The organism is Mesorhizobium sp. M0276 (assembly GCF_040321755.1).
Lineage (GTDB): Bacteria > Pseudomonadota > Alphaproteobacteria > Rhizobiales > Rhizobiaceae > Mesorhizobium.
Window position 1 is genome coordinate 133,649 of the sequence record NZ_JAMYSC010000013.1, and the last position, 22,152, is coordinate 155,800.

At 63.8% G+C, this 22,152-nt stretch carries 28 protein-coding genes; 8 read left to right on the forward strand and 20 right to left on the reverse strand.

Going from position 1 to position 22,152, the window contains the following annotated elements:
- Positions 1 to 175 precede the first annotated feature (175 nt).
- Positions 176 to 1,081 (reverse strand): transcriptional regulator GcvA, encoded by a 906-nt coding sequence (gene gcvA / locus NKJ01_RS12950; protein WP_023760256.1) that lies wholly within the window; start codon positions 1,079 to 1,081, stop codon positions 176 to 178.
- Positions 1,082 to 1,191: 110 nt separating this feature from the next.
- On the opposite strand from gcvA, the gene NKJ01_RS12955 reads away from it, so the two are divergent.
- Positions 1,192 to 1,377 (forward strand): hypothetical protein, encoded by a 186-nt coding sequence (locus tag NKJ01_RS12955; protein ID WP_352601653.1) that lies wholly within the window; start codon positions 1,192 to 1,194, stop codon positions 1,375 to 1,377.
- 41 nt (positions 1,378 to 1,418) lie between these two features.
- On the opposite strand, the gene NKJ01_RS12960 is transcribed toward NKJ01_RS12955, so the two are convergent.
- Complete coding sequence (locus NKJ01_RS12960; RefSeq protein WP_023760254.1) at positions 1,419 to 2,378, reverse strand: sugar-binding transcriptional regulator; 960 nt, start codon at positions 2,376 to 2,378, stop codon at positions 1,419 to 1,421.
- Positions 2,379 to 2,634: 256 nt separating this feature from the next.
- On the opposite strand from NKJ01_RS12960, the gene NKJ01_RS12965 reads away from it, so the two are divergent.
- Positions 2,635 to 3,267 carry an HAD family hydrolase gene (locus NKJ01_RS12965; RefSeq protein ID WP_352728385.1) on the forward strand — a complete coding sequence of 211 codons (633 nt, stop codon included), beginning with the start codon at positions 2,635 to 2,637 and terminating at the stop codon, positions 3,265 to 3,267.
- 4 nt (positions 3,268 to 3,271) lie between these two features.
- Here the strand turns inward: NKJ01_RS12965 and NKJ01_RS12970 are convergent, their stop codons facing one another.
- From NKJ01_RS12970 to ureC, 9 genes are all read right to left on the reverse strand, one after another.
- Positions 3,272 to 4,039 (reverse strand): class II aldolase and adducin N-terminal domain-containing protein, encoded by a 768-nt coding sequence (locus NKJ01_RS12970; RefSeq protein WP_352728387.1) that lies wholly within the window; start codon positions 4,037 to 4,039, stop codon positions 3,272 to 3,274.
- An 82-nt stretch (positions 4,040 to 4,121) separates the two neighbouring features.
- On the reverse strand, positions 4,122 to 4,763 hold the full coding sequence (gene ureG, locus NKJ01_RS12975; protein ID WP_352728389.1) for an urease accessory protein UreG: 642 nt from the start codon (positions 4,761 to 4,763) through the stop codon (positions 4,122 to 4,124).
- Positions 4,760 to 5,200, reverse strand: coding sequence for a DUF3995 domain-containing protein (locus NKJ01_RS12980; RefSeq protein ID WP_352728391.1), 441 nt, complete (start codon positions 5,198 to 5,200; stop codon positions 4,760 to 4,762). Before NKJ01_RS12980 ends, ureG begins: the two co-directional genes overlap by 4 nt.
- Entirely contained in the window at positions 5,197 to 5,868 is a 672-nt protein-coding gene (locus NKJ01_RS12985; RefSeq protein ID WP_352728393.1) for an urease accessory protein UreF, read from the reverse strand. The genes NKJ01_RS12980 and NKJ01_RS12985 overlap by 4 nt, the downstream gene beginning before the upstream one ends.
- The gene (ureE, locus tag NKJ01_RS12990) at positions 5,861 to 6,448 is read right to left on the reverse strand and encodes an urease accessory protein UreE (RefSeq protein WP_352728395.1); all 588 of its coding nucleotides are present in this window, start codon (positions 6,446 to 6,448) and stop codon (positions 5,861 to 5,863) included. The genes NKJ01_RS12985 and ureE overlap by 8 nt, the downstream gene beginning before the upstream one ends.
- Positions 6,445 to 7,050, reverse strand: a complete 606-nt coding sequence (locus NKJ01_RS12995; RefSeq protein ID WP_352728397.1) for a glutathione S-transferase family protein — start codon at positions 7,048 to 7,050, stop codon at positions 6,445 to 6,447. The genes ureE and NKJ01_RS12995 overlap by 4 nt, the downstream gene beginning before the upstream one ends.
- A gap of 45 nt (positions 7,051 to 7,095) precedes the next feature.
- Complete coding sequence (locus NKJ01_RS13000) at positions 7,096 to 7,689, reverse strand: hypothetical protein (RefSeq protein WP_352728399.1); 594 nt, start codon at positions 7,687 to 7,689, stop codon at positions 7,096 to 7,098.
- Between the two features lie 34 nt (positions 7,690 to 7,723).
- Positions 7,724 to 8,158, reverse strand: a complete 435-nt coding sequence (locus tag NKJ01_RS13005) for a YfbO family protein (RefSeq protein WP_352728401.1) — start codon at positions 8,156 to 8,158, stop codon at positions 7,724 to 7,726.
- A gap of 33 nt (positions 8,159 to 8,191) precedes the next feature.
- Entirely contained in the window at positions 8,192 to 9,904 is a 1,713-nt protein-coding gene (gene ureC, locus NKJ01_RS13010; protein WP_502905877.1) for an urease subunit alpha, read from the reverse strand.
- Positions 9,905 to 10,098: 194 nt separating this feature from the next.
- On the opposite strand from ureC, the gene NKJ01_RS13015 reads away from it, so the two are divergent.
- Both NKJ01_RS13015 and NKJ01_RS13020 read left to right on the forward strand, forming a co-directional pair.
- Positions 10,099 to 10,476, forward strand: coding sequence for a hypothetical protein (locus NKJ01_RS13015; RefSeq protein ID WP_023760243.1), 378 nt, complete (start codon positions 10,099 to 10,101; stop codon positions 10,474 to 10,476).
- Between the two features lie 126 nt (positions 10,477 to 10,602).
- Positions 10,603 to 11,097: a hypothetical protein gene (locus NKJ01_RS13020; RefSeq protein ID WP_352728403.1), complete on the forward strand. Its 495-nt coding sequence runs from the start codon at positions 10,603 to 10,605 to the stop codon at positions 11,095 to 11,097.
- A 20-nt stretch (positions 11,098 to 11,117) separates the two neighbouring features.
- Here the strand turns inward: NKJ01_RS13020 and NKJ01_RS13025 are convergent, their stop codons facing one another.
- The 5 genes from NKJ01_RS13025 to NKJ01_RS13045 are packed head-to-tail and all read right to left on the reverse strand — an operon-like array spanning position 11,118 to position 13,479.
- The gene (locus NKJ01_RS13025) at positions 11,118 to 11,423 is read right to left on the reverse strand and encodes an urease subunit beta (protein WP_352728405.1); all 306 of its coding nucleotides are present in this window, start codon (positions 11,421 to 11,423) and stop codon (positions 11,118 to 11,120) included.
- Between the two features lie 2 nt (positions 11,424 to 11,425).
- Complete coding sequence (locus tag NKJ01_RS13030; protein ID WP_352728407.1) at positions 11,426 to 12,019, reverse strand: HupE/UreJ family protein; 594 nt, start codon at positions 12,017 to 12,019, stop codon at positions 11,426 to 11,428.
- A 31-nt stretch (positions 12,020 to 12,050) separates the two neighbouring features.
- Positions 12,051 to 12,305 carry a DUF1272 domain-containing protein gene (locus tag NKJ01_RS13035; RefSeq protein ID WP_352728408.1) on the reverse strand — a complete coding sequence of 85 codons (255 nt, stop codon included), beginning with the start codon at positions 12,303 to 12,305 and terminating at the stop codon, positions 12,051 to 12,053.
- Between the two features lie 9 nt (positions 12,306 to 12,314).
- The gene (locus tag NKJ01_RS13040; RefSeq protein ID WP_023760238.1) at positions 12,315 to 12,617 is read right to left on the reverse strand and encodes an urease subunit gamma; all 303 of its coding nucleotides are present in this window, start codon (positions 12,615 to 12,617) and stop codon (positions 12,315 to 12,317) included.
- Between the two features lie 28 nt (positions 12,618 to 12,645).
- Positions 12,646 to 13,479: an urease accessory protein UreD gene (locus tag NKJ01_RS13045; protein WP_352728410.1), complete on the reverse strand. Its 834-nt coding sequence runs from the start codon at positions 13,477 to 13,479 to the stop codon at positions 12,646 to 12,648.
- A gap of 214 nt (positions 13,480 to 13,693) precedes the next feature.
- Here NKJ01_RS13045 and NKJ01_RS13050 point away from each other — a divergent pair, with 214 nt between their 5' ends.
- The 3 genes from NKJ01_RS13050 (at position 13,694) to NKJ01_RS13060 (ending at position 16,040) form a co-directional block, all read left to right on the forward strand.
- Positions 13,694 to 13,948 (forward strand): acyl carrier protein, encoded by a 255-nt coding sequence (locus NKJ01_RS13050; protein ID WP_023760236.1) that lies wholly within the window; start codon positions 13,694 to 13,696, stop codon positions 13,946 to 13,948.
- Positions 13,949 to 13,953: 5 nt separating this feature from the next.
- A complete protein-coding gene (locus NKJ01_RS13055; RefSeq protein WP_352728412.1) occupies positions 13,954 to 15,162 on the forward strand; it encodes a beta-ketoacyl-[acyl-carrier-protein] synthase family protein in 1,209 nt (402 codons plus the stop codon).
- A 173-nt stretch (positions 15,163 to 15,335) separates the two neighbouring features.
- Positions 15,336 to 16,040 (forward strand): glutathione S-transferase family protein, encoded by a 705-nt coding sequence (locus NKJ01_RS13060; protein ID WP_352728414.1) that lies wholly within the window; start codon positions 15,336 to 15,338, stop codon positions 16,038 to 16,040.
- 29 nt (positions 16,041 to 16,069) lie between these two features.
- Here NKJ01_RS13060 and NKJ01_RS13065 read toward each other — a convergent pair whose 3' ends face one another.
- The 4 genes from NKJ01_RS13065 to NKJ01_RS13080 form a co-directional block, all read right to left on the reverse strand.
- On the reverse strand, positions 16,070 to 16,411 hold the full coding sequence (locus NKJ01_RS13065) for a hypothetical protein (RefSeq protein ID WP_352728416.1): 342 nt from the start codon (positions 16,409 to 16,411) through the stop codon (positions 16,070 to 16,072).
- Positions 16,412 to 16,496: 85 nt separating this feature from the next.
- Positions 16,497 to 17,117 carry a nucleoside triphosphate hydrolase gene (locus NKJ01_RS13070; RefSeq protein ID WP_352728418.1) on the reverse strand — a complete coding sequence of 207 codons (621 nt, stop codon included), beginning with the start codon at positions 17,115 to 17,117 and terminating at the stop codon, positions 16,497 to 16,499.
- Positions 17,118 to 17,247: 130 nt separating this feature from the next.
- Positions 17,248 to 18,348 (reverse strand): hypothetical protein, encoded by a 1,101-nt coding sequence (locus NKJ01_RS13075; protein WP_352728420.1) that lies wholly within the window; start codon positions 18,346 to 18,348, stop codon positions 17,248 to 17,250.
- Between the two features lie 286 nt (positions 18,349 to 18,634).
- Positions 18,635 to 20,449, reverse strand: a complete 1,815-nt coding sequence (locus NKJ01_RS13080) for a methyl-accepting chemotaxis protein (protein ID WP_352728422.1) — start codon at positions 20,447 to 20,449, stop codon at positions 18,635 to 18,637.
- A gap of 225 nt (positions 20,450 to 20,674) precedes the next feature.
- Between NKJ01_RS13080 and NKJ01_RS13085 the strand changes: the two genes are divergently transcribed.
- Entirely contained in the window at positions 20,675 to 21,568 is an 894-nt protein-coding gene (locus tag NKJ01_RS13085; protein ID WP_352728424.1) for a D-alanyl-D-alanine carboxypeptidase family protein, read from the forward strand.
- Positions 21,569 to 22,152: the final 584 nt, after the last annotated feature.

The following is a 22,152-nucleotide window of genomic DNA, read 5'->3' on the forward strand; positions in this document are numbered from 1 at the left end:
TTACTCACTTGGCGTCAATTATGTCAAGCCGGATTCGATGCTGCAGCGCAGCACTCGGCGTGGCTGACGGATACTGGGTGGGTGGAAATTGCGAAGGCAAACCGCGCCCCGCCGGACGTCAGACGACCGGACAGAACGGCTTGCGGAATTGAATGCAGTTGCTGAGGCTTGCCTGTCAGCAGGCGATCTCGGCCAGCAGCCAGTCGCGGAAGGCACGGATCTTCGGCACGTTGCGGCGCGCCTCCGGATAGACCAGCCAATAGGCATGACCGTCGTCGCCGACCAAGTCGAAGGGCTGGATCAGGCGGCCGTCCGCCAATTCCGCCTTGAACAGCGCCCTGGTCAGGATCGCCACGCCATGGCCGGCGATTGCCGCATTGGCCTCATAGGCCTGCGCACCCATGCTGCTGCCGGGCCGTCTGGCAAGATCGTGCGAGTGCACGCCGGCAGCCGAAAACCACTCGTTCCACCAGATGTCGCCAGGATCGAGGATCGGCAACCGCAAGAGATCGGCCGGTTCCTTGACGCCACCGATGCTTGCCGCGAGCTTGGGGCTCAGCATCGGCGTGAAATCGGCATCGAACAGCTTGTGCGCTTCCAGGCCCGGCCATTTGCCGGCGCCCGAGCGGATGGCGATATCGGCTTCCTCACGGGCGAAGTCCGTCAGGCGGCTCGACGTCTCAAGCCGAACGGCAAGCGCCGGATGGGCGATCTGGAACGACCCCAGCCGGTGCGCCAGCCAGTTCGAGGCAAAGGTCAGCACGGTGGTGACGCACAGCAACCCGTCGGCCCCGCCACGCACCGCGGCATAGGCCTGGCCAAGAATGGCGAAGGCCTCGCCGACGGCGGGCGCCAGACGCTGCCCGGCCTCGGTCAATACGATCTGGCGCGGCCGGCGCAGGAACAGCGGCGCGCCGATGCGTTCCTCCAGCACCTTGATCTGATAGCTGACCGCCGCCTGCGTCATGGCGAGTTCGCCGGCGGCCCTGGTGAAGGAAAGATGGCGCGCCACCGCGTCGAACACCCTGATCGCCTGCAGCGGCGGGAGTTGCGAAACCTGTCGCGAGCTGAGGTCCGGCATAAGGCCTCCTTATGGGTCATAACAGACGTTCGATTGGCAAAGGCGGCCGGTAAGACCGACATTCCTGATCAACCCGCCATTCGGGTTCAGGATAGCGAAGGTTGACGATCATGACCATGGCGCAGCAAAGATGCACTCCCGCTCCGGATCACCGCTGGATTTCGTGGCTCACGGACGGATTTGGCTGGTTCGCGATAAAAAAGAAGGCATATCTCGACATCAGGGACCTGTCGCCGCATCTGCAGCGCGACCTCGGTTTCCTCGATGGCAACGACCCTTTCGGGCGGCATGGGTAGCGTGGCTCGCTTTATTGCAAATCAGGCGTCGCTACCTGCCGTCAGATGCTGGCCAGCAGCGCGGCAGCCGTCCGTTCATCGGTGATGAGGCCGTTGATCAGCCGCCGGTTGGCGGCCGCCAGGATGCCCGGCAGCTTTCGTTCGCCCATGGCCAATGCGATGACCAGCGACTTTTCGCGCGACGGCAGTGAGGCCGACGACACTCGGTCGTTGGTGATGCCCTCGATCATGCGGCCTTCGCGATCGAACACCCAGCCGACGATCTCGGCGATGCCGCCGGCCTTCTGCAGGGCTTTCAACTCGCTTTCAGAGATGAAGCCGTCCTCGTAGAGCGGCGCCTTGGGACCGAGGTCGCCAATGCCGATGAAGGTGACGTCGGCTTCGGCCGCCAGTGCCAGGGTCGGCTGGATCATCGGCTGGTTGAGCAGCATCTCGCGCTCCTCCGGCGAAGAGGCGATGACCGGCAGCGGCATCGGGAAGGATCGCGCCTTCACCCTGTCGGCCATGGTGAAGATGACGTTGTAGAAAGCGGCCGAGCCGTCCGGCGAGATGTTGCCGGTCAACGACACCACCTTGTGCTGCGGGCATTCCATCGGCGGCAATTGCTCGATCGCCGCCTTCAGCGTGCGGCCGGTGCCGATCGCCATGACGATCGGGGTCGGTGACCGCAGCCGCCGCTCGATCTCGGCGGCAGCCGCCTCGGCGATGCCGATCGTGGTGGAGGATGAATTGGGATCGCTCGGCACCACTTCGACCAGATCGAGCGCGAAGCGGGACCTCAACCGTGCTGCCAGATCGAGGCAGTTGGCGATCGGATGGTCGACGCGAACCTTGATCAATCCCCCCGACACGGCCAGCGATACAAGCCGCTGCGCCGTCTGCCGCGAAATGCCGAGCGTGGCGGCGATCTGGTCCTGCGTGTTGCCGGCAACATAATAAAGCCAGCCGGCACGCGCCGCGTCGTCCAGCCTGTTGCTGCTACCATCCTGCCGGGTATTCACGTCCTGCCTCCCAGGACCGCCGGTTTCAGAGCGGTCCACGCCTAGTTTCGCAGGGAACGGCCTGCTGCGCAATTGTCAATCGCAAGGGCAATTGCTTGCCAACTTCCGGCGCACACAGCCGGATTTTTCCGCTTCCGGCAATGCCCGCATCAGGCAAAGAAGGGCGGTTGCCGTCCCGACCGGCGGCACGTTCTTCGGTCCCGAAGGTTTATCTCCCGGCGCAAAGGCTTTAATGGATCGCAAAAAGGAGCGCTGCATGACACCGAAAGCGGTTTTCTGGGATATGGACGGCACGCTGGTAGACAGCGAGCCGCTGCACGAGGCAGCCCTTGTGGCAGCGATGCGCAGTGCCGGCCTTGTGCCGCCTGAAAATCTGCATGAGCGCGTGCTCGGCGTCGCCGCCTGGCCGGTCTACGAGATGATGCGCGACGAGTTCGGCCTGGCTCTGCCTTTCGACGACTGGATCATGCGCAAATACGAGCACTATCTGCCGCTGGTGGAGAGCTTGAAGCCACGCCCCGGCGCGATCGAGATTTTCACCGAATTGCGCGAAAAAGGCGTGGCGCAGGCCGTAGTGTCCAATTCGGACCGGATGATCGTCGACGCCAATCTGAGCATCGTCGGCCTCATTTATCCCGGCATGAAGACGATCAGCCGCAACGATGTGCGCGAAGGCAAGCCGCATGCGGAGCCGTTCCTGCGCGCCGCCTATCTGGCCGATGTCGATCCCGCGCAGGCAATGGCGATCGACGACAGCTGGCCGGGCGCCATGGCGGGGCTGGCGGCGGGCATGAAGACGATTTTCTGGCCGGAAAAGCCGATGCACGGACCGCCCGGCGCCGTCGTCATCAACAGCGCCGATGAGCTTCGGGCTGAACTGGACCTGTAGGCGATCAATTCCGGTAGGCCGGTTCCTGCTCGTCGAGGATCGCCTTCAGCTCGCTGAGATGGCGTTCGGCCTGGCCGGGATAGTCGTCCATCTCGCTTGCGGTCTTCTCGGCGATCGCGGCGGACAGCACGCGCAGCGGGCGGCCGGTCCACAGCGCCTTGATGTAGGTCTCGGCGGCGCGCTCGAAATAGAACATGCGGTTGAAGGCATCGGCGACCGTATCGCCGATGACCAGCACGCCGTGATTGCCCATCACCATCACCTTGACCTTGGGATCGACGAGAAGCTGCGAGCAGCGCTCGCCCTCTTCCTCGAAGGCCAGCCCGCCATAGTGCGCGTCGACGACATGGCGGTTGAAGAACATCGCCGAATTCTGGTCGATCGGCGGCAGGCGGGAGTCGGCCAGCGACGCCAGCACCGTGGCGTGGATCGAGTGCACATGCATGACGCAGCGCGCGTGGCGCACATTGCGATGGATGGCGCCGTGCAGGCCCCACGCCGTCGGGTCGGGCGCGTTGGGGCCGGAGAGCGTTTCGGGATCGTTGGCATCGATCATCAAAAGGTCGCTCGCCTTGATGCGCGAGAAATGCACCTGGTTGGGGTTCATCAGGAACTGCGTGCCGGCATCGTTGACGGCCAGCGAGAAATGATTGGCCACCGCCTCGTGCATGTTGAGCCGCGCCGTCCAACGAAAGGCACAGGCGAGGTCGACGCGCTCCTCATAGAAGGGCAGGTTGGTCAGCGTTTCCTTCTGCAGGCGGGCGATGCTCATCGAAAAATCCTCCGGTTTTGCCAAGAATGCCGTGGCCAGCCCACGCCCGCAACCGGTTTTGGTTGGTGCAGCGATGGCTATCTCACGCTGCGGTGCTGGCAGCAGCGCCGGCCCGCAAGCCGCCATGCTCGACGATGAAATCGATCACCGCCTGCAGCCCCTTGCCGCGCGAAAGGTCGGTGAAGCCGAACGGCCGCTTGCCGCGCATGCGGCCGGCGTCGCTCTCCATGACATCGAGGTTGACGTTCACGTAAGGAGCGAGATCGCTCTTGTTGATCACCAGGAAATCGGAGCGAGTGATCGCCGGCCCGCCCTTGCGCGGGATCTCCCCGCCTTGGCAGACCGAGATGACATAGAGCGTCAGGTCGGCGAGGTCGGGTGAGAAGGTGGCGGCGAGATTGTCACCGCCGGATTCGATGAACACGATATCGAGATCCGGAAATTTCCGGCTCATCTCGGCGATCGCCTGCAGATTGATCGAGGCATCCTCGCGGATAGCGGTATGCGGGCAACCGCCGGTCTCGACGCCCATGATGCGATCCTCAGGCAGGGCCTGCAGCCGCGCCAGCATCATGGCATCTTCCTTGGTGTAGATGTCGTTGGTGACGACGGCGATCGAGAATTCGTCGCGCAGCGCCTTGCACAGCTTTTCGGTCAGCGTCGTCTTGCCCGAACCGACCGGACCACCAATGCCGACGCGCAGCGGGCCATTTGTCTGTGTCATGCGGGAAACTCCGTGATGGCGAGGATGGCAAAGCCGAGCCCGATCAGCAGGCACAGCGGCGAATAATAACGGACATCGAGCCGCGCGAAAGGCTGTTCCGGTGTCAGGCGCCGCCACCACGGCGTGAAACCGGCAATGCCGCGTCCAAGGAAGACCAGCCCGATGAGCAGCGACGTGGCGGCGAGGCCTTCCCTGGGAAACGGCGAGGCAAAGACGCCTTCAAGCGCCAGCGGCCACAGCGTCGCCAGGCACAGGCAAGCGGCGACGGCGAAACTGGCGAACGGCGTCGGCATCTCGTCGACGCCGCGAAAGCCGACCACGGCGTGGGCGCAGGAGGCCGCATCCTTGCCTGGCCATATCCCGCCAATGCCCCAATAAACATGCAGGGCGGTGATCAGCAGCAGAACGGTCGAAAGCGCGAAGGCGAGGATGATCATGAGCGGAACAATCGCGAATACTGGGTTTCGTGCTTCATCGCCATGACGTCGGAGGCGAAGGCGCAGCCGCCGAGATCGTCCAATGTCGAGCGCCCGGCGCGGGCGGCGGTCGCAACGGCCAGCGGCTCGAAACCGGCAAGCAGGGCGGTTGCCCTGTTTTGGCCAACGACGCCGAGCCGTATCGCGGCCTGGACGAGGTTGGAGAAGAAGGTCTGCAGGAACGCGGACAGCGCATCCCGAAGTGCAATTGAATTGCCGCCGGCAATGGCGCCGACAGTGACGCAATAGGCGCATTCGGCCGGCAAACGCTGGAGAACGGGATTTGGCCAGGCCGCTGCCGCCTTGAGGAAGGCCGCACCCTGCAGCATCGTCTCGATGTAGCGTTCGCGCGAGCTGGCGAGCGCCTCGGCGAGTGCCGCTATTTCATCGAGATCACCAGCGCCGCGTGCTCGGCGCCAGCTTTCTGCGAACAGCACCGCGTCGTTCCAGCCCGAGCCCATCTCGACCAGCGTTTCCAGCCAGGCGGCAAGGCTTTCGCTGTCGACGATCAGCCCGTCATGCACCGCACGCTCGAGGCCATGGCTGTAGGAAAAGCCGCCGACCGGAAAGGCCGGCGACAACCACGCCATCAGCCGCAGCAGGGCGATGTTCGAAGGCTGGTCAGTCATGGTCGTGGTGGTGGTCGTCGTGACCGTGCGAATGAGAATGCGATTCGCTGTGCGCGTGAGAATGCGTCTCGGCGTGGCTATGCGCATGGCCGTGATCGTGGCTTTGCCCACCATGGCCGGAATAGGCGCCGCGCACCGGCTTGAACGGCTCGGAAACGTCGGTCACCGTGGCGCCGAGCCCTTCCAGCATCGCCTTGATGACATGGTCGCGCAGGATGAGGATTCGCCCGGCCTCGATGCTGGCCGCGAGATGACGGTTGCCGATATGCCAGGCCAGTTCGGCCAGATGCACGGTGTCACGAGCCCGGATGTCGTAGACGTCTTCCGGCGCCGCGATGATCTCGATGTGGCCGCCATCCTCCAGCACCAGCCGGTCGCCATCGTTCAGGGCGACGGGCTCAGGCAGGTCGACCAGCACCTTGCTGCCGTCGGCAAGTTCGATGGCTCGACGGCGCAGATGCCGCTCGTCATGGGCGAGCACGGCACGACCGGATGGTGCTGTGGTTCCGGCATTGCCGGCGGTCAGCACCGAGACGGCACGCGGGAATTTGGTGAAGTCGGTGTTGAGGTTGAGCTTCATTTCATGGATCCCCCATTTGCTTGCGCCCTTGCGCGGGCAGGCCGCGCCAGCACGCGGTCGAAATAGGCGTTGATGCGGTCGGATTCGATCGGCAACCGGCCGGCGCGGGCCCAGCCGCCAATATCGCCGAGCAGCACGTCGACAGCCGAGAACCGGTCGCCCAGCGCGAAGGGCCTGTCACCCAGCCGCCGCTCAAGCGCCTTGAGCTCCGAGGCAAAATCGTAGGCCGCCGCTGGGCCGACATCGACGCGTATGTCCTTCGGCAGCAGGAAGCGGTGGCGCAGCTTGTTCCACAGCGGCGCCTCCAGCTCGCTTTGGGCAAAATGCATCCAGGAATCCATCTCGGCGCGACCGGCCAGGCCCGGGTTGGTCCCCATGCCCATGTCCGCATGTTTGTCTGAGAGATAGACGCAGATCGCCGCCGAATCGGTCACTGTCAGCTCGCCATCGATCAGGATCGGCACCTTGCCCGACGGGTTGAGCGCATAGGCTTCCGGCGAGCGCAGCTTGACCTCGACGAATTCATAGGCCTGCCCGAGTTCCTCCAGCATCCAGAGAACGCGGCTGACCCGGGATCCACGCGATCCGACGACCTTGTACATGGTTGAAACCTGCCTTTCCCGAGCAACCTAGACCATCGCGTCCGCTCAGACGATGGTGTCGAAGAGCCGCAGGATGAACGATATCTGATAGATAAGCGCCGCCGCGACAAAGGCGATGTGGAAGCGGCTGTCGCGCACCAGGATCGCGACAATGCAGAGCGCGACGAAGACCGGGGTGCGGAACAGGTACTCGTTGCCGAAGCGGGCGAAATGCTCCGGCCCTTTCAGCAGCGTGTCGATCACATCGAGCAGGTACGTCGCCCCCAGCAGGCCGAAGAACCAGGCGCGGCGCGAATAGAAGAAATCCTCGTAGCTGGTGTAGTCCAGCATCGAATCCGGAAACAGCAGGGCGCAGAGCAGGAACAGCGTGATCGCATAGAAGATGATGAACAGGTACTTGCCGAAGGTCCATGTCTCAATGGCGTAGAGACCGAACTCCCACCACCAGAAATGCACCAGCATCAAAAGCACCGAGGCGACCCAGGCCAGATGCACGGGATAGAGCCGGTACTGGCCGGGATGCTGGACGATGCGCGCCACGCCCGACAGCAGGCGGGCGACACCAAGCCCGATCACCATGCCCATGACGATGCGGATGTGCGGGAAGATGTCGTGGGCTGACGCGATTTCGGTGGTCATTTGTCTGTTCTACGAACTGCTTGGAAAGTCGCGGCTAGTCATACCAGAGCCATAGCTTTCGGTAACCGACCGGAATTTCAACCTGCTCGGCGGGTAGGTGATCGACATCTCCCTCCCAGGTCTCGTCCGGCTCAAAGCCTGATGGCAGCCAGCCAGTCACATGTTCTTCGCTGACGCGCGTTGTGATGACGACCTTGTCAGAGAACGGCCATTCTCCATCATCACACTGCACGATGGCTATCCGGACGTCATGAACTTCAGGCCTTTTCCGTATCGACTGAAATGTGGCCAGAACCGTATCATTGTTCAGCGCTTCCGGACTGTTGCACAGCAATCCGGCTTCACCTTCAGCTCCATCGAAATATTCTTCCAATGTAACAAGTGGCATAGTGAGGGGAGCAACGCCGCCATTGTATTTTTGCAGCGCGCCCATTCTCGAAATCAAGGCAAGTTTCTTTTGCTCATCCATGATGGGGTCCGATACTTCGCAGGCGCACCAATCCTAAAACAGAAAATACCTCTGCGCCATCGGCAGCACCGTTGCCGGCTCGCAAGTCAGCAATTCGCCGTCGGCGCGGACCTCGTAGGTTTCCGGGTCGACCTCGATATGCGGCGTGGCGTCGTTGAGCACCATCGAGTGCTTGCCGATGCCGCCGCGGGTGTTTTCGACGGCGACGAACTGCTTTTCGACGTCAAGCCTGCCGTGCAGGCCGGATTCGAGTGCTGCCTTCGAAACGAAGGTCACCGACGAGTTGGTCCTGGCCTTGCCATAGGCGCCGAACATTGGCCGGTAGTGCATCGGCTGCGGCGTCGGGATCGAGGCATTGGGGTCGCCCATCGGGGCGGCGGCGATCATGCCGCCGATCAGCACCATGTCGGGCTTGACGCCGAAGAAGGCCGGGTTCCACAGCACCAGGTCGGCGCGTTTTCCGATAGTGATAGAGCCGATATCCTTCGACAGCCCATGCGCGATGGCCGGATTGATCGTGTATTTGGCTATGTAGCGACGGACGCGTAAATTGTCGTTGTTGCCGGTTTCCTGCGGCAGCGATCCGCGTTGCCGCTTCATCTTGTCGGCGGTCTGCCAACAACGGATCGCCACTTCGCCGACACGGCCCATGGCCTGGCTGTCGGAAGAGATGATCGAGAAGGCGCCGATGTCGTGCAAGATGTCCTCCGCCGCGATGGTCTCCTTGCGGATGCGGCTTTCGGCAAAGGCGATGTCTTCGGGGATCGACGGCGACAGATGATGGCAAACCATCAGCATGTCGAGATGCTCGGCCAGCGTGTTGACCGTGTACGGCCGCGTCGGATTGGTCGAGGACGGGATGACGTTCGGCAAGCCGCAGACCTTGATGATGTCGGGCGCATGGCCGCCGCCGGCACCCTCGGTGTGGAAGGCGTGGATGGTGCGGCCCTTGATGGCGGCGACGGTGTTTTCGACAAAGCCGGATTCGTTCAGCGTGTCGGTGTGGATCATCACCTGCACATCGTAATCGTCGGCAACCGACAGGCAGCAGTCGATGGCCGCCGGCGTCGTGCCCCAGTCCTCGTGCAGCTTCAGCGAGCAGGCGCCGCCCAGCACCATCTCCTCGAGCGCGGCAGGCAAGGACGCGTTGCCCTTGCCTGACAGGCCGATGTTCATCGGGAAAGCGTCGAAGGACTGGATCATGCGGGCCATGTGCCATGGGCCCGGCGTGCAGGTGGTGGCGAGCGTGCCATGCGCGGGGCCCGTGCCGCCGCCGAGCATGGTGGTGATGCCGCTCATCAGCGCTTCCTCGATCTGCTGCGGGCAGATGAAGTGGATATGTGCGTCGAAGCCGCCGGCGGTCAGGATCTTGCCTTCGCCGGCAATGATCTCGGTGCCGGGCCCGATGACGATGGTGACGCCGTCCTGCGTGTCCGGATTGCCGGCCTTACCGATCGAGGCGATGCGGCCGTCGCGGAGACCGATATCGGCCTTGAAGATGCCGGCGCCGGCATCGACCACCAGTGCGTTGGTGATGACGGTGTCGACGGCGCCTTGCGCCCGCGAAACCTGGCTCTGGCCCATGCCGTCGCGGATCACCTTGCCGCCGCCGAATTTCACTTCTTCGCCGTGGATGGTGAGATCCTTCTCAACCTCGATGAACAGTTCCGTGTCGGCAAGCCGCACTTTGTCGCCCACCGTCGGGCCGTACATCTGCGCATAGGCGGCGCGGGTAATTCTGGCCATCAGCGATTGCTCCCAAAATGCGGTTTGCCGAAATGCGGTTTGCCGAAATGCAATTTGATTGAAGTCCGGCACATTGCTGCCATCCAATGGTCACGCAATGACCCACTGGGCGACACCTTCTGATCCCATTTGGCGTTTGAGGTTAGGGGGTCACCCCAAAACGACCGTTTGCCAATCGATGGAAAGGAAAATCCATGCGCAAAACCATAGTTCTTGCCGCTGCCGCTACCCTGATGCTGGCGGGCGCCGCCAGTGCCCAGCAGCAACCCGCGCAGCAGCCAGCTCCGGCGCCGACCACGCCTGCTCCGGCCACCCCCCAGCCGGCCGTACCGACGATCCAGAGCGTCAACATCGTCGACATCACGGAACTGCCAAAGGACACCCAGACGCAGGTCAATCAGGTCATCGCCCAGCGTGGTGACGCCGGCTTGAAGAAACTGCGCAGCTCGATCGACGCCACGCCCAAGGTGAAGTCCGCGCTGGAGGCCAAAGGGCTCAGCTCGGCGCAGGTCGTCGCCGCCAGCATGGAACCCAATGGCGCGCTGACCCTGATTACCAAGAAGGCCAGCTGACAGACGGGCTGGGTGGGCCGGCATTCGGTCCGCCGGCCGCATCGGGACGGGAACCTTCGCCGGGCGGGATTCGTTTTGTTCTCGCGCTAGACCGCGTCCCGAAACGAATTCCCTCAGGAGCGAGCGATGGCGATCACTCCTTTTCCCGCCCAAAGACGGTTGCAGGCCGTCGCCGCAATGGCGTTGCTGGCGGCGGCCGATCCTGTTGCCGGCCTGAAGGCGCAGGGTCTTGAAAGCACGGAGACCGTCAACCGCATTGTCGGCTCGGAGATCAAGCAGGAAGAGGCCAAGACCACGGCCGAAGCCGGAAACGTCAACACGGCCATCGACCGGACGCGTGAAAACATCGGCCTGGTGCGCAAGACCTCCAAGCTCGACAAGGTCGATATCGTATTCCTGACCGACGCCGCGCGCACCGAAGGCGGCCCGCCGGCGGTAATCGAAAGCAAGATCAAGCAGCATCAGGACGATATTACGGAATTGCGCAAGGAGATCGAGGCCAACGCGCTCTTGTTCAATGCAATCGAGTCGCGGCGCGTGCTTGTGCAGGATGTCCTCGCCGTCGAATTCGACGATCCCGGAAAGGTCGTCATCTACGCCGCGGCCAAGCCGTCGAACTGAGCTGGCCGCGCTGGCAGATCTCACAGCTTGCCCATCACCTTCTGCTGAAATCCGTAGACCTCGCGCTTGCCGCCAAGCGGCACCAGCGTCACGTCGCGCTCCTGTCCCGGCTCGAAGCGCATGGCCGTGCCGGCGGCGATGTCGAGGCGCATGCCTCTGGCACGCTCGCGGTCGAACTTCAGACCCTCATTGGTCTCGAAGAAATGATAGTGGCTGCCGATTTGAATCGGCCGGTCGCCGCTATTGGCCACTTTCAAGGTGATCGTCGGCAGGCCCTTGTTCAGCTCGATCTCGCCGCCCGCCGTGATGATTTCGCCCGGGATCATCTTCACAGCACACCGAAAACGAGGCCGATACCGATCGCCGTGCAAGCGGCACCGGCAGCGCGGGACAGGCCACGGGACCGGCTGCCGAGACCGAGCCCGGCGGCGATGCCGGTGGCATGCAGGAGCGCGGTGGCGATGGCAAAGCCAGCCATGTATTCGAGCCCGCCGGCATTCTCCGGTATTTCGGTGCCATGCGCGTGGCCATGCAACAGCGCGAACAGGCCGATGACGGCAACGCCGGCCGAGACCGGCAGATCGACCGCCAGGGTCACCAGCAGCCCCAGCACCACGACCGATGCCAGAATGCCCGGTTCGACGAAGGGCAGGGGCATATGCAGCATGCCGAGCGCACCGCCGGCCAGCATGACGCCGACAAAGGCCGCCGGCCAGGCAAGAACCGCCTTGCCGCCCTTGAGCGCTGCCCACAGTCCGACCGCGATCATCACGGTCATGTGATCGAGACCGGTGAGCGGGTGCATGAAGCCGGCCGTGAAGGAGGAGGTCGTGCCGATGCCGACATGGGCATAGGCCGGCATGGACGCCGCCAGAAGTGGAATTGTGGAAAGCGAAGCACGTTTCATCGGAGCGGGGATCATCGAAATGCCTTCTGGTTAAGGGGCGCGGTGTTCAAGCAGCCTTGCGAGGGCCGCAGCCTTCGGCCTTGAGAACGCGTTTGGTCGAGGCAGGGTATTTCTTCAGCATCGCCGCCGGGCGGATCGGCCGGGCCGAAAAATTGCCCCCGCAATTGGGGCAGATGCCGCCCAGCACATGCTCCACGCAGTCGGCGCAAAAGGTGCACTCGAAGGTGCAGATCAACACATCGGTTGCCTCTGGCGGCAAGTCCTTGTTGCAGCATTCGCAATTGGGGCGCAGCTCAAGCATCTTTCCTCCTCACCGTATCGGTTCGTGCACGGTCACCAGCTTGGTGCCGTCGGGAAATGTCGCTTCGACCTGCACGTCGTGGATCATCTCGGCGATGCCTTCCATGACTTGCGCGCGGGTGACGACATGGGCGCCGGCCTCCATCAGGTCGGCGACCGGGCGGCCGTCGCGGGCACCCTCGACGACGAAGTCGGTGATCAGCGCGATCGCTTCCGGATGATTGAGCTTGACGCCGCGTTCGAGCCGCTTGCGCGCCACGATCGCCGCCATGGCGATCAGCAGCTTGTCCTTTTCCCTCGGCGTCAGGTTCATGCGTTTTCCCAGGCTGGTAGCGACAGGCCTACAGTGACCATAATTTGGGCAACCCCGCCCTTCCGTTGAGCAATTCGACGAGTGGAACCAGCCGCTGGCGCAGCCGGTAGCTATCCCCGGCGTAGAGCCTCGCAAGAAGCTTGCCAGATTTCTTGACGCTCCAGACGCTGGCGCTGCCGTGGTCGCCGACGATCTCCAGAACCGGTTCGAGCAGCGCTTCGGCCCGCGGCGACACCAGCAGCAGCGTCGCCATCGCGATCGCGCCGCCGGCAACCGCCGGGCGGTCGAGCGTGGCGGCGATATCGGGTCCGATGCGGAAATCCTCGGCATGAATCAGGGATCCCTCCTGGCGCACACGCCAGCGGTCGTGGAAATTGCCGTGCGCGGCACGTTCGCCCATCGCCAGGCGGCCGAAGACGGTGGCTTCCAGCACCAGCGCCTCGGCGCCGGCGGCAAGCTCGACGTCGAGCTTACGGGCAAAGGCCGCCCGGTCGAAGACGATGGTTTCCTGCGGCAGCCAGGCAATGCGGCCGTTTTCACCGACCGACAAATTGACCCGCACCTCGGCACGATCGGATGCCGCCCGATAGATCTTCTCGCAAGCCTGGGTCGTGATCGATGCCGATCCGGCCGCGCCGACATCCACGTCCCAGGCGATCCGGTCGCCGCCGGTCATCCCGCCGGCGGTGTTGATCAGCACCGCTTCGAGCGGATCGACCGAGACGGCCGGCATCCTTATTTTGGCGGCACCATCCTGATAGAGGCGCCGCAGGCGCGTACGACCGTCACTGAGTGCGCAGGCAAGCCGCGCCACGCCCGCAACGCGCTGCGTCGAAATCCCGCCATGTTCAGCCGTATCCATGCCTGCACGTTAAGCACTCCGGCGGCTTTGTCGATATGGAGTTCGATATAGCTTGTTGCTTGACAACGTTTCGGTTTCTATAGAGGGAACCACCTTGGTACGGTCACAGAGCGCTTGGCGGGGGTATAAAACGACGACGGCGGCTTGATACCAGGAGAATAGGGGCGCTGCTCAGTTGGCGTCGGGAAACGCGACACAGTGGGGAAGAAACCGAATGGCCGACCAGCTGGCAACGGATATCATCGCGAAGATCAAGGCTCATGCCGAGCCGGGTGGCGAGGAAATCACCACCAACACCGAATTGACCTCGCTTGGTATCCATTCGCTCGAGCTGACCGAGATCATCTTCGATCTTGAGGAAGAGTATGGCATCGAGATCGAGATGAACACGGTCGACGCCTGGAGCAATCTGAAGAATGTCGGCGATATGGTCGAAGCTGTCCGCGCGCTGATCGCGAAAAAAGCCTGAACTGAATGCGGCAGCGCGTCGTCATTACCGGCATGGGCGGCATTTGCGGGCTCGGCACCAGCGCGCCTGCGATCTGGAACGAGATGCGCGCCGGCCGCTCGGCCATAGGCCAGATCACAAGTCCGCAACTGCATGATTTGAAGGTCAAGGTCGGCTGCGAAATCAAGACGCTTCCCGATCACGGCATCGACCGCAAGCAGACCGTATCGATGGACCGCTTCAGCCTGCTGGCGACGATCGCGGCCAGGGAAGCCATGCAGCAGTCCGGACTGGTTTCGAATGAGGCCACCACCTATCGGATGGGCACCGTCGTCGGTGTCGGCGTCTGCGGCTGGGAAGCGATCGAGGAGAACTATCGCGCCATCCTGATCGAGGGCAGGAATCGCGCCGGCATCTTCACCGTGCCAAAGGTGATGCCAAGTGCCGCCTCCGGTCATGTCAGCATGAATCTCGGCCTGCGCGGGCCGGTCTTCGGCGTCACCTCGGCCTGCTCGTCGTCCAATCACGCCATTACCTCGGCCGTCGACCAGATCAGGCTCGGCCGCGCCGACGTGATGGTTGCCGGCGGCACCGATGCGCCGCTGGTCTGGGGCGTCCTGAAGGGCTGGGAGGCGCTGCGGGTACTGGCACCGGACACCTGCCGGCCATTTTCGGCCGATCGCCAGGGCCTGTCGCTTGGCGAAGGTGCCGGCATGGCGGTGCTGGAGAGCTACGAACATGCCATGGCGCGCGGCGCCACCATTCTTGCCGAGATTGCCGGCGCCGGGCTTTCCGCCGACGCGTCCGACATTGTCGCGCCGACCATCGAAGGACCGACGGCCGCCATGCGCGCCTGCCTGGCCGACGCCGGGTTCAATCCCGAGGATGTCGATTATCTCAATGCCCACGGCACCGGCACCAAGGCCAACGACCAGATCGAGACGGCGGCGATCAAGCGCGTCTTCGGCGACCATGCCTACAAGCTTTCGATGTCGTCGACCAAGTCGATGCATGCCCATTGCCTCGGCGCATCGGGCGCGCTCGAGTTGATTGCCTGCGTGATGGCGATCCGCGAAGGCATCGTGCCGCCGACGGCCAATTTTCGCGAGGCCGATCCCGATTGCGATCTCGACGTCACGCCGAATGTGGCGCGCGAGCGCAAGGTGCGCACCGCGATCAGCAACGGCTTCGCGTTTGGCGGCACCAATGCGGTGCTGGCCTTCAAGGCCGTCTGATCCTGCATCGGCCGTTACAGCTACCCGGGGCGATCCCGGTCGTCCCAGAGTTGACCGTCCGTGCACGATGAAACGTTCACCGCCATATTGATCGTGACGTTTGGCGCATCTAATTCTTGGCCGCCCCCGCCAAATCGTGCCGCTCGGCGCAAATCCCCATTCAGGAGTTTCCCATGGCCGACCTGTCCGCCTTCCCGATCGCAACGCGCTGGCCAGCCAAACACCCGGACCGGATCCAGCTCTACTCGGCGACAACGCCGAACGGCGTGAAGATATCGATCGCCCTGGAAGAAATCGGCCTGCCCTACGAGCCGCATCTGGTCAACATCAGCAAGAACGAAAGCTGGACGCCGGAATTCCTGTCGCTCAATCCCAATGGCAAGATACCGGCGATCATCGACCCGAACGGTCCGGACGGCAAGCCGATCGGCCTGTTCGAATCCGGCGCCATCCTGCTCTACCTCGCCGAAAAGACCGGCCTGCTCATGCCCGTGGACGCGGCGCGTCGCTACGAGACCATCCAGTGGGTGTTCTTCCAGATGGCGTCGGTCGGGCCGATGTTCGGCCAGGTCGGCTTCTTCCACAAATTCGCCGGCCGCGAGATCGCCGACAAGCGCCCGCTGGAGCGCTATCGCGATGAATCGCGGCGGCTGCTCGGCGTCCTCGATGGTAGGCTGAAGGGCCGCAAATGGATCATGAGCAATGACTACACTATTGCCGATATCTCGCTGCTCGGCTGGGTACGAAACCTGATCGGCTTCTACGAAGCGCGCGACCTCGTCGGTTTCGACGATTTCACCAATGTGGCGGCGTGGCTGGAACGCGGCCTGGCGCGGCCTGCCGTGCAGAAGGGCCTGACCATCCCGGCCAGAGCCTGACCCCCAAACCTGCGAGCTTTGAGAAGGCTCTACTTCGCCTTGGCTTTCGAATCGCCCTTGCCCACCACGGATGCTGCAAGCGATGCAGTACCCCTGGCGGCGGCGACGACGGCGCCTGCAGCCACATTGGCCGCAGCCTTGACCGTGCGCAATGCGCTGCTCGAAATAGAACCGTCAGCGCCTGCCGGTTTCTTGGGCTTTGCGGTTTTCGGCGCGGCTTTCGCGGCGGCCGGCACCACTTTCTTCGGCGCTGCCTTGCCGAAGGCCGGCTTGGTATCCTTGGAACGCGCCGTGGTTGCCGGGCCGGCGCCTGCCTTGGATTGGGTTGCCTTGCCCTTGGAGGGCGCGGGCTTTCTTGCCTTCTGTGCCATCGGACGGACTCCCTTCTTGGCAGAATTGCCTTGTCCGCGATAACGGCCTGAAAGTCTTAAGGTTCCCCTTGCGCAATCCGTAGAATCAAGCGGAAAGGCCGATCACCAGGTCGGCAGCGCGGCGGCGAGCGATAACCCGGTCGATGTTGGGCATGTCGTTTGAAGCGATCCAGGAGCGCGCATCCTCATCGGAGCGGCCGTGCCCATGCCAGCGCTCCAGCAGGCGGCGCTCGAGCTCGTCACGCGGCACGTCGACGAAGATCGAGAAATCGAACAGCGGCGCCAGCCGCGACCACGGTTCCTCGTCGAGCAGCAGGTAATTGCCCTCGACCAGGATGAACTTGGTCTCGGCGGCGACGATCGAGGCGGCGGCGCGCGACAGTTCAAGGCTCCGGTCGAAGACCGGTATGGCGATATCGGGTTCGCCGGCCCGGATGCGCTTCAGCAGGGCCTCGAAACCGGCAAAGTCAAAGGTTTCCGGCGCACCCTTTCGCGCGCGCAGGCCGCGCCGCTCGAGCACGGCGTCGTCATAGTGGAAGCCATCCATCGGCACGACCTCCGAAGTGCCTTCGGGCAGCAGCTCACGCAGCCTCGCCGACAGCGTCGACTTGCCGGCGCCAGGCGGCCCGGCAATGGCGACGATGAAGCGGCTTGCCTTGCCGGCACGCTTGAAGATGGTGGCGGCGAGATGGGCGATTTCGGACATTGGAGCCTCTCTCTGGCCTGCATGATCGCCAGGATAACCACAATCGCGGCATCTTGTCGGCAGCAAGCGGAAATTTCAAACCGGAATTTGCGCGCCAACGTTCCTTGAGAACAAACAGGAAGCCATCCACTCAAGCTGCCGCCGTTCGCCCTATGCGCAGGAAGTCGCTGTCGAAGGGAACCTCCCAGGCCGAGCTGCCGGTTGCCAGCCGCATACGGCCATCCGCCGTCGTGATCGCCTGCGGCGGCTCGCCGCCGGACAGCGGCATGGCGCCGATTATATGGCGAAAGGAAACGCTACGGCCTGCGCCAAGCGCAAAGGCGGTCGCCACGCCTTCGCGCGTCAGCCAGTTGTCACCGATCGAGGCGGCATGGCCTATCGCCGTGCGGCCGTCCTCGATGCCGAGCACGCCGCGGTGGCGGCCGCTCCAGGGCGCGTAGTCGCGTCCGCCATTGCTGAACCATAGCATGGTGATCGGCAGCTCGGAGGGGTTCTTCAGCACCAGCACCAGGTCCTGTTCGGCCTCACGCGCCAGGGCGGTCCAGCCCGGCCCGCCATGATCGGCCTCGACCAGCGTCAGGAAATCCTCGCGGCGGTCGCCCATACGATATTCCGTCAGGTCGAGCGTGCCGCCGCCGGCGGCGGGAAAATGGGTGAGATCGGCGGATCGACCCGGGTAACCCAGCATGAAGCGGCCGCGTGCTGGATCCGGCTCCAGCGGATCGTCCGGCGTCGCGGCGAACCGCTTCGGCGAAAAGGCCAGCCTGCCGCCGCCCGTCATCGCCGTCATCGGGTGATGGGCGACCGAGATCGCGCCATGGCCGCCGGAAAACACATGCTCCTGGTAGAGGAAGGGATGGCCGTCGCGCAGCGTCAGGATCTTGTCGACTGAAGCGCCCATCACCTGGTGCCGCAGTCGGTAGACCGCACGCCAGCCATCTTCCGTTGCGGCACTCTCGACGACATCCCAGGCGCTGTTGGCCGGCCAGCCATGCAGCGGCGCCTCCTCGACATCGCTGCGTGAAAACGGCGCGCAGAGAAAATCGCCGGACAGCCGGACGGTGCCTTCCGGCAGATCATCCGGCAGCGTCTCGCCCGCGTCGACCCACGGTGCGCGGTGCAGCGGCTTCAGTTGCCGCCCGCCGCCCTCGACGACCATGTCGGCGATGTGGCCGACGGTGAGGTCGAGCGAAACCGAAATATCCCTGGCCTTGATGGTGCTGACAGTCATTGCGCTCTCAACGATTCTGAGGCGCAAACAGAACCCCTTCGGCGCCGGTTGCGCAAGCTTGATGTCGGGCATTTCGTATCAAAAGGAGGGTGGCGACTGATCGCCGAACGTCGGCGCTGCCCCCGCTCCGCCTCGCTGCGCGAGGCACCTCTCCCCCGCTTTGCGGGGGCGAGGAACCCAAGTTCTGCAAGACTGGCCTTTCGAAGTTGGCGGTTCCTCGCCCCACGAAAGTGGGGAGAGGTGGCTCGGCGAAGCCGAGACGGAGAGGGGAATGGCACCGCCCCCTCTACTGCCGCTTGTATTCCCGCACCGGCGACTTGGTGTCGTCGGTGTAGGTGACCTGCACCGACATCGATTTCACGCTGTCGGCGACCTTGAAATAGCCCTTGGCGTCGTAAGGGATGGCGTAAGGGTCTTTCTTGTCGCAAGGCGGTATCTCGAGCGACTTGTCGAGCGCGGCACCGTTCAGGCTGTAGTGCACCTCCTTGATGGCGCAGCGGTAGGACAGCATCTGCGTGAAATAGACCAGGCCGTGGTTGCCGCCGGAGTCGAAGGCGATCCACGACGTCCAGAACTGGTCGAGGATATGCTTGTCGCCTTGCTGCAGCGCTGTGTCCGGGTCGAAACGGATGTCGAACGGGCCGGTTTCGCGGCCCCTGATGTCGAGATACTTGATGGCGATGGTCCCGGCCGCGGTGCTGTCGGGCATCTCGAAGCTCGGATTGGCCATCGGCTTGCCGGTGGTCTGGTCGTTCATCGCCAGAAAACCGGTGTCGGTGAACGGACCGCTGTCGCCCATGCGCCAGGAGATGGCGGTCGCCGGCTCCGGCAGCGAGATGGTCATCGACCAGCCCTGGTTGGAGCGCATCGGCGTCAGCGAAGGCACGAAGCGGGCAGGGTCGAGCACGTCGCCGAGGGCTGCCAGCCGGCTGCGGCTGCGGTCCAGCCAGTCGGCCAACTGCGTCTGGTCGACGAAATATTTGAGCAGCCCGCCATCCTTTTCGTAGGAAACGAATTTGGTCAGCGCCTTGGCCTCGTTGCGCTTGTCGGCCAGCGTCTGGGCGCCGAGGCGGTCTTCCGAAAACTCCTGCGCCAACAGGAAATAGGCCGGCGCGAAATCCGCATTGGCCGTGAGGAAAGCGTTGAGCTTCTCGAGGCGCTGGGCGTCGTCGAATTGCAAGATATGCACCAGCTTGATCGACAGCGCCTTGCCCTTGTCGGCAAGCGCGCCGAACACCTCGCGGGCGCCAGCCTTGCCGTCCTGCACCCGAAGCAGCGTGGCGAAGCGCGTATAGGGGTCGATGGCATCGACATCGAAGCCGGCAAAGGCGAGGTAGGAGCGCCGCGCGTTGAGCATGTCGCCGGAAAGCTCGTAGACGCGGGCATTGTGGTAGAACTCGTCCGGCCGCTTCGGCTCGGCGATCGCCCCGCCTTGCGCGGCAAGGGCGGCAAAGCCCTTGGCGATGGTGTCGATCGAGGCGGCGATCTGCTGCGTCGTCGCCTGCAGCTTCTCGGTCTGAGCCTGCTGCTGCGCCTGGCCGGCGGCCAGCGTCTCGGTCTGCTTCTTCACCTCTTCGGTGGTCTTCTGCACCTGCGCGGTCTGCTGCGTCTGCTGCTGCTGGGCGTTGGCGATTTCGTCGGTCTTCTTCACCACCGTGTCGGTCGACTGCTTGACCGCTTCGACCGTCTTCTGCGTCTGCGTGACCGTCTGCTCGATCTTGGCCACCTTGGCCGAAACGATGCCCAGCGACTGCTGCAGCCCGGCGATGGCTGGCACCAAGCTGGCGATCACCCCGTTCTGGGCGTTGGTCTGCTGTTGCAGGCCGTAGACGCCGCCGGCGACGGCGGCAGCACTTGTGGCGAAGATCAAGGCCGGCAGCGCCTTGGCCGCCAGCACCAGCCTGAGCACGATGGCAATGGCGATGATGACGGCAGCCACCGAGGCGGCCAGCGCGATATAGGCGGCGAACGGCGCCAGCGGATTGAGGATATCGGAAGCCGCACCTCCGATAAAGGCGACGCTGCCGGCCCATTTGCCGGTGCGGCTGAGCGATGCCCTGATAAGCGAGGGCGCCGCGCCCCCGGCCCCGATGTCAATCATGCCAAGCCCCCAAGCCGCCAGATACCACGACTTCCCACAGGAAACGTGGTTTTGGCAAGGAAAGACACGGGAAACAGGCCGTTTCGGGGCGCTTTTCGGAGGAACCAGGTCCTGCGCGGCCTCGACAATCCTGGGGCTAACCTCCATTAACCAAATGGACGCAGCTGACGCGTTACGTTAGCTTCGCCTTATCTCAGCAACAGCTTGACCGAACAGACTTGCCCTTTGCCCCACCTGCGTCCCCTTCCGCTCATCCAGCGCGTTTTTGCGGTCCTTGGCCTGTTGCTGCTGCTTGCCGGCTGCACGACCGTGACGCCGCCGGACGCCGTATTGGCGGTACCGGCGCCGCCGCAGAAATATGCCGCCATCGTCGTCGACGCCGGGACCGGCAAGCAGCTGTTCGAGGTCAACTCGACGGCGCAGCGCTATCCGGCCTCGCTGACCAAGATGATGACGCTGTACCTGCTATTCGAGGCACTGGATGCCGGCCGCCTCACCAAGCAAACGCAGATCCCGGTTTCGGACCATGCCGCCGCGCAGCCGCCCACCAAGATGCGCTTCCGGCGCGGCGAGACCATCGATGTCGATTCCGCGATCCGCGCCATCGTCGTCAAATCGGCCAATGACGTGGCGGTGGCGGTCGGCGAATATCTCGGCGGCTCGGAGGATCAATTCGCCGCCATGATGACGGCCAAGGCGCGCCAGCTCGGCATGACCAGCACCTCGTTCCGCAACGCGTCCGGCCTGCCCGACAATGGCCAGATGACGACCGCGCGCGACATGGCGGTGCTCGGCATGGCGCTGCATCGGCGGTTTCCCCAGCAGTTCCACTATTTCTCCGAAAGCGACTTCATGTTCCGCGGCAGGTTGGTGCGCGGCCATAACGACATGCTCGGTCGCGTGCACGGCGTCGACGGCATCAAGACCGGCTACATCAGGGCCTCGGGCTTCAACATCGTCACCTCCTACAATGCCGACGGCCGCAATCTGATCGTGGTGGTGATGGGCGCCGACAGCGCCCGCCAGCGCAACGACCATGTAGAAGCGCTGATCCAGCGCAGTCTGTCGCCCGCGATGGCCGACACCAAGACCAGGCTGATGTTCGCCGAGCAGCAGTGATCGGCAGCGCAATTTTGCGTCTGGGTGCCCCGGCTGCCAGGGCAATCGCTTCAGGTTTCGAACCATCTCCCTTTCGGGCGTTGATGCCGCCCCTCACCTGCCTGCCCGCATCCTCTCCCCCGTATAGGGACGGCGAGAGGGGCGCTCTCGTCGCCGGTTTCGCCAATCATCAACGTCGCAAGCGGGCCACCGTCGTTGCGGCCAGCTCCTTCTCCCCATTAACGATTACTAACGGGGAGAAGTGCCCGGCAGGGCGATGAGGAGCGGCGCCGACCTCGACATTTGCCCGGTGAGGGCAACTGTGCTACATATCCAGGCATGGTGCTGAGTCGCGCCAGTGACCCGCCGCAAGGCGGTTTTTTGTTGCCGTCGCCCTCCCGCAGCCCTGTACGCCCTGGTTCGCAATGCCGTTCGAGCAAGGTAGGCGATCAGCGCAAACCCTCGTCGCTTCGTCATCCACGGGCGGAGCAAGGAGCGCAGCGACGCGGCGCAGACCCGAGGATCCTGTGTGTTGTTGCCATGCTATGGTTGAGGTGGGAAGGAGACCGAGAGGATCCTGGTCGTCCTTTCGAGGACAGGCCGTG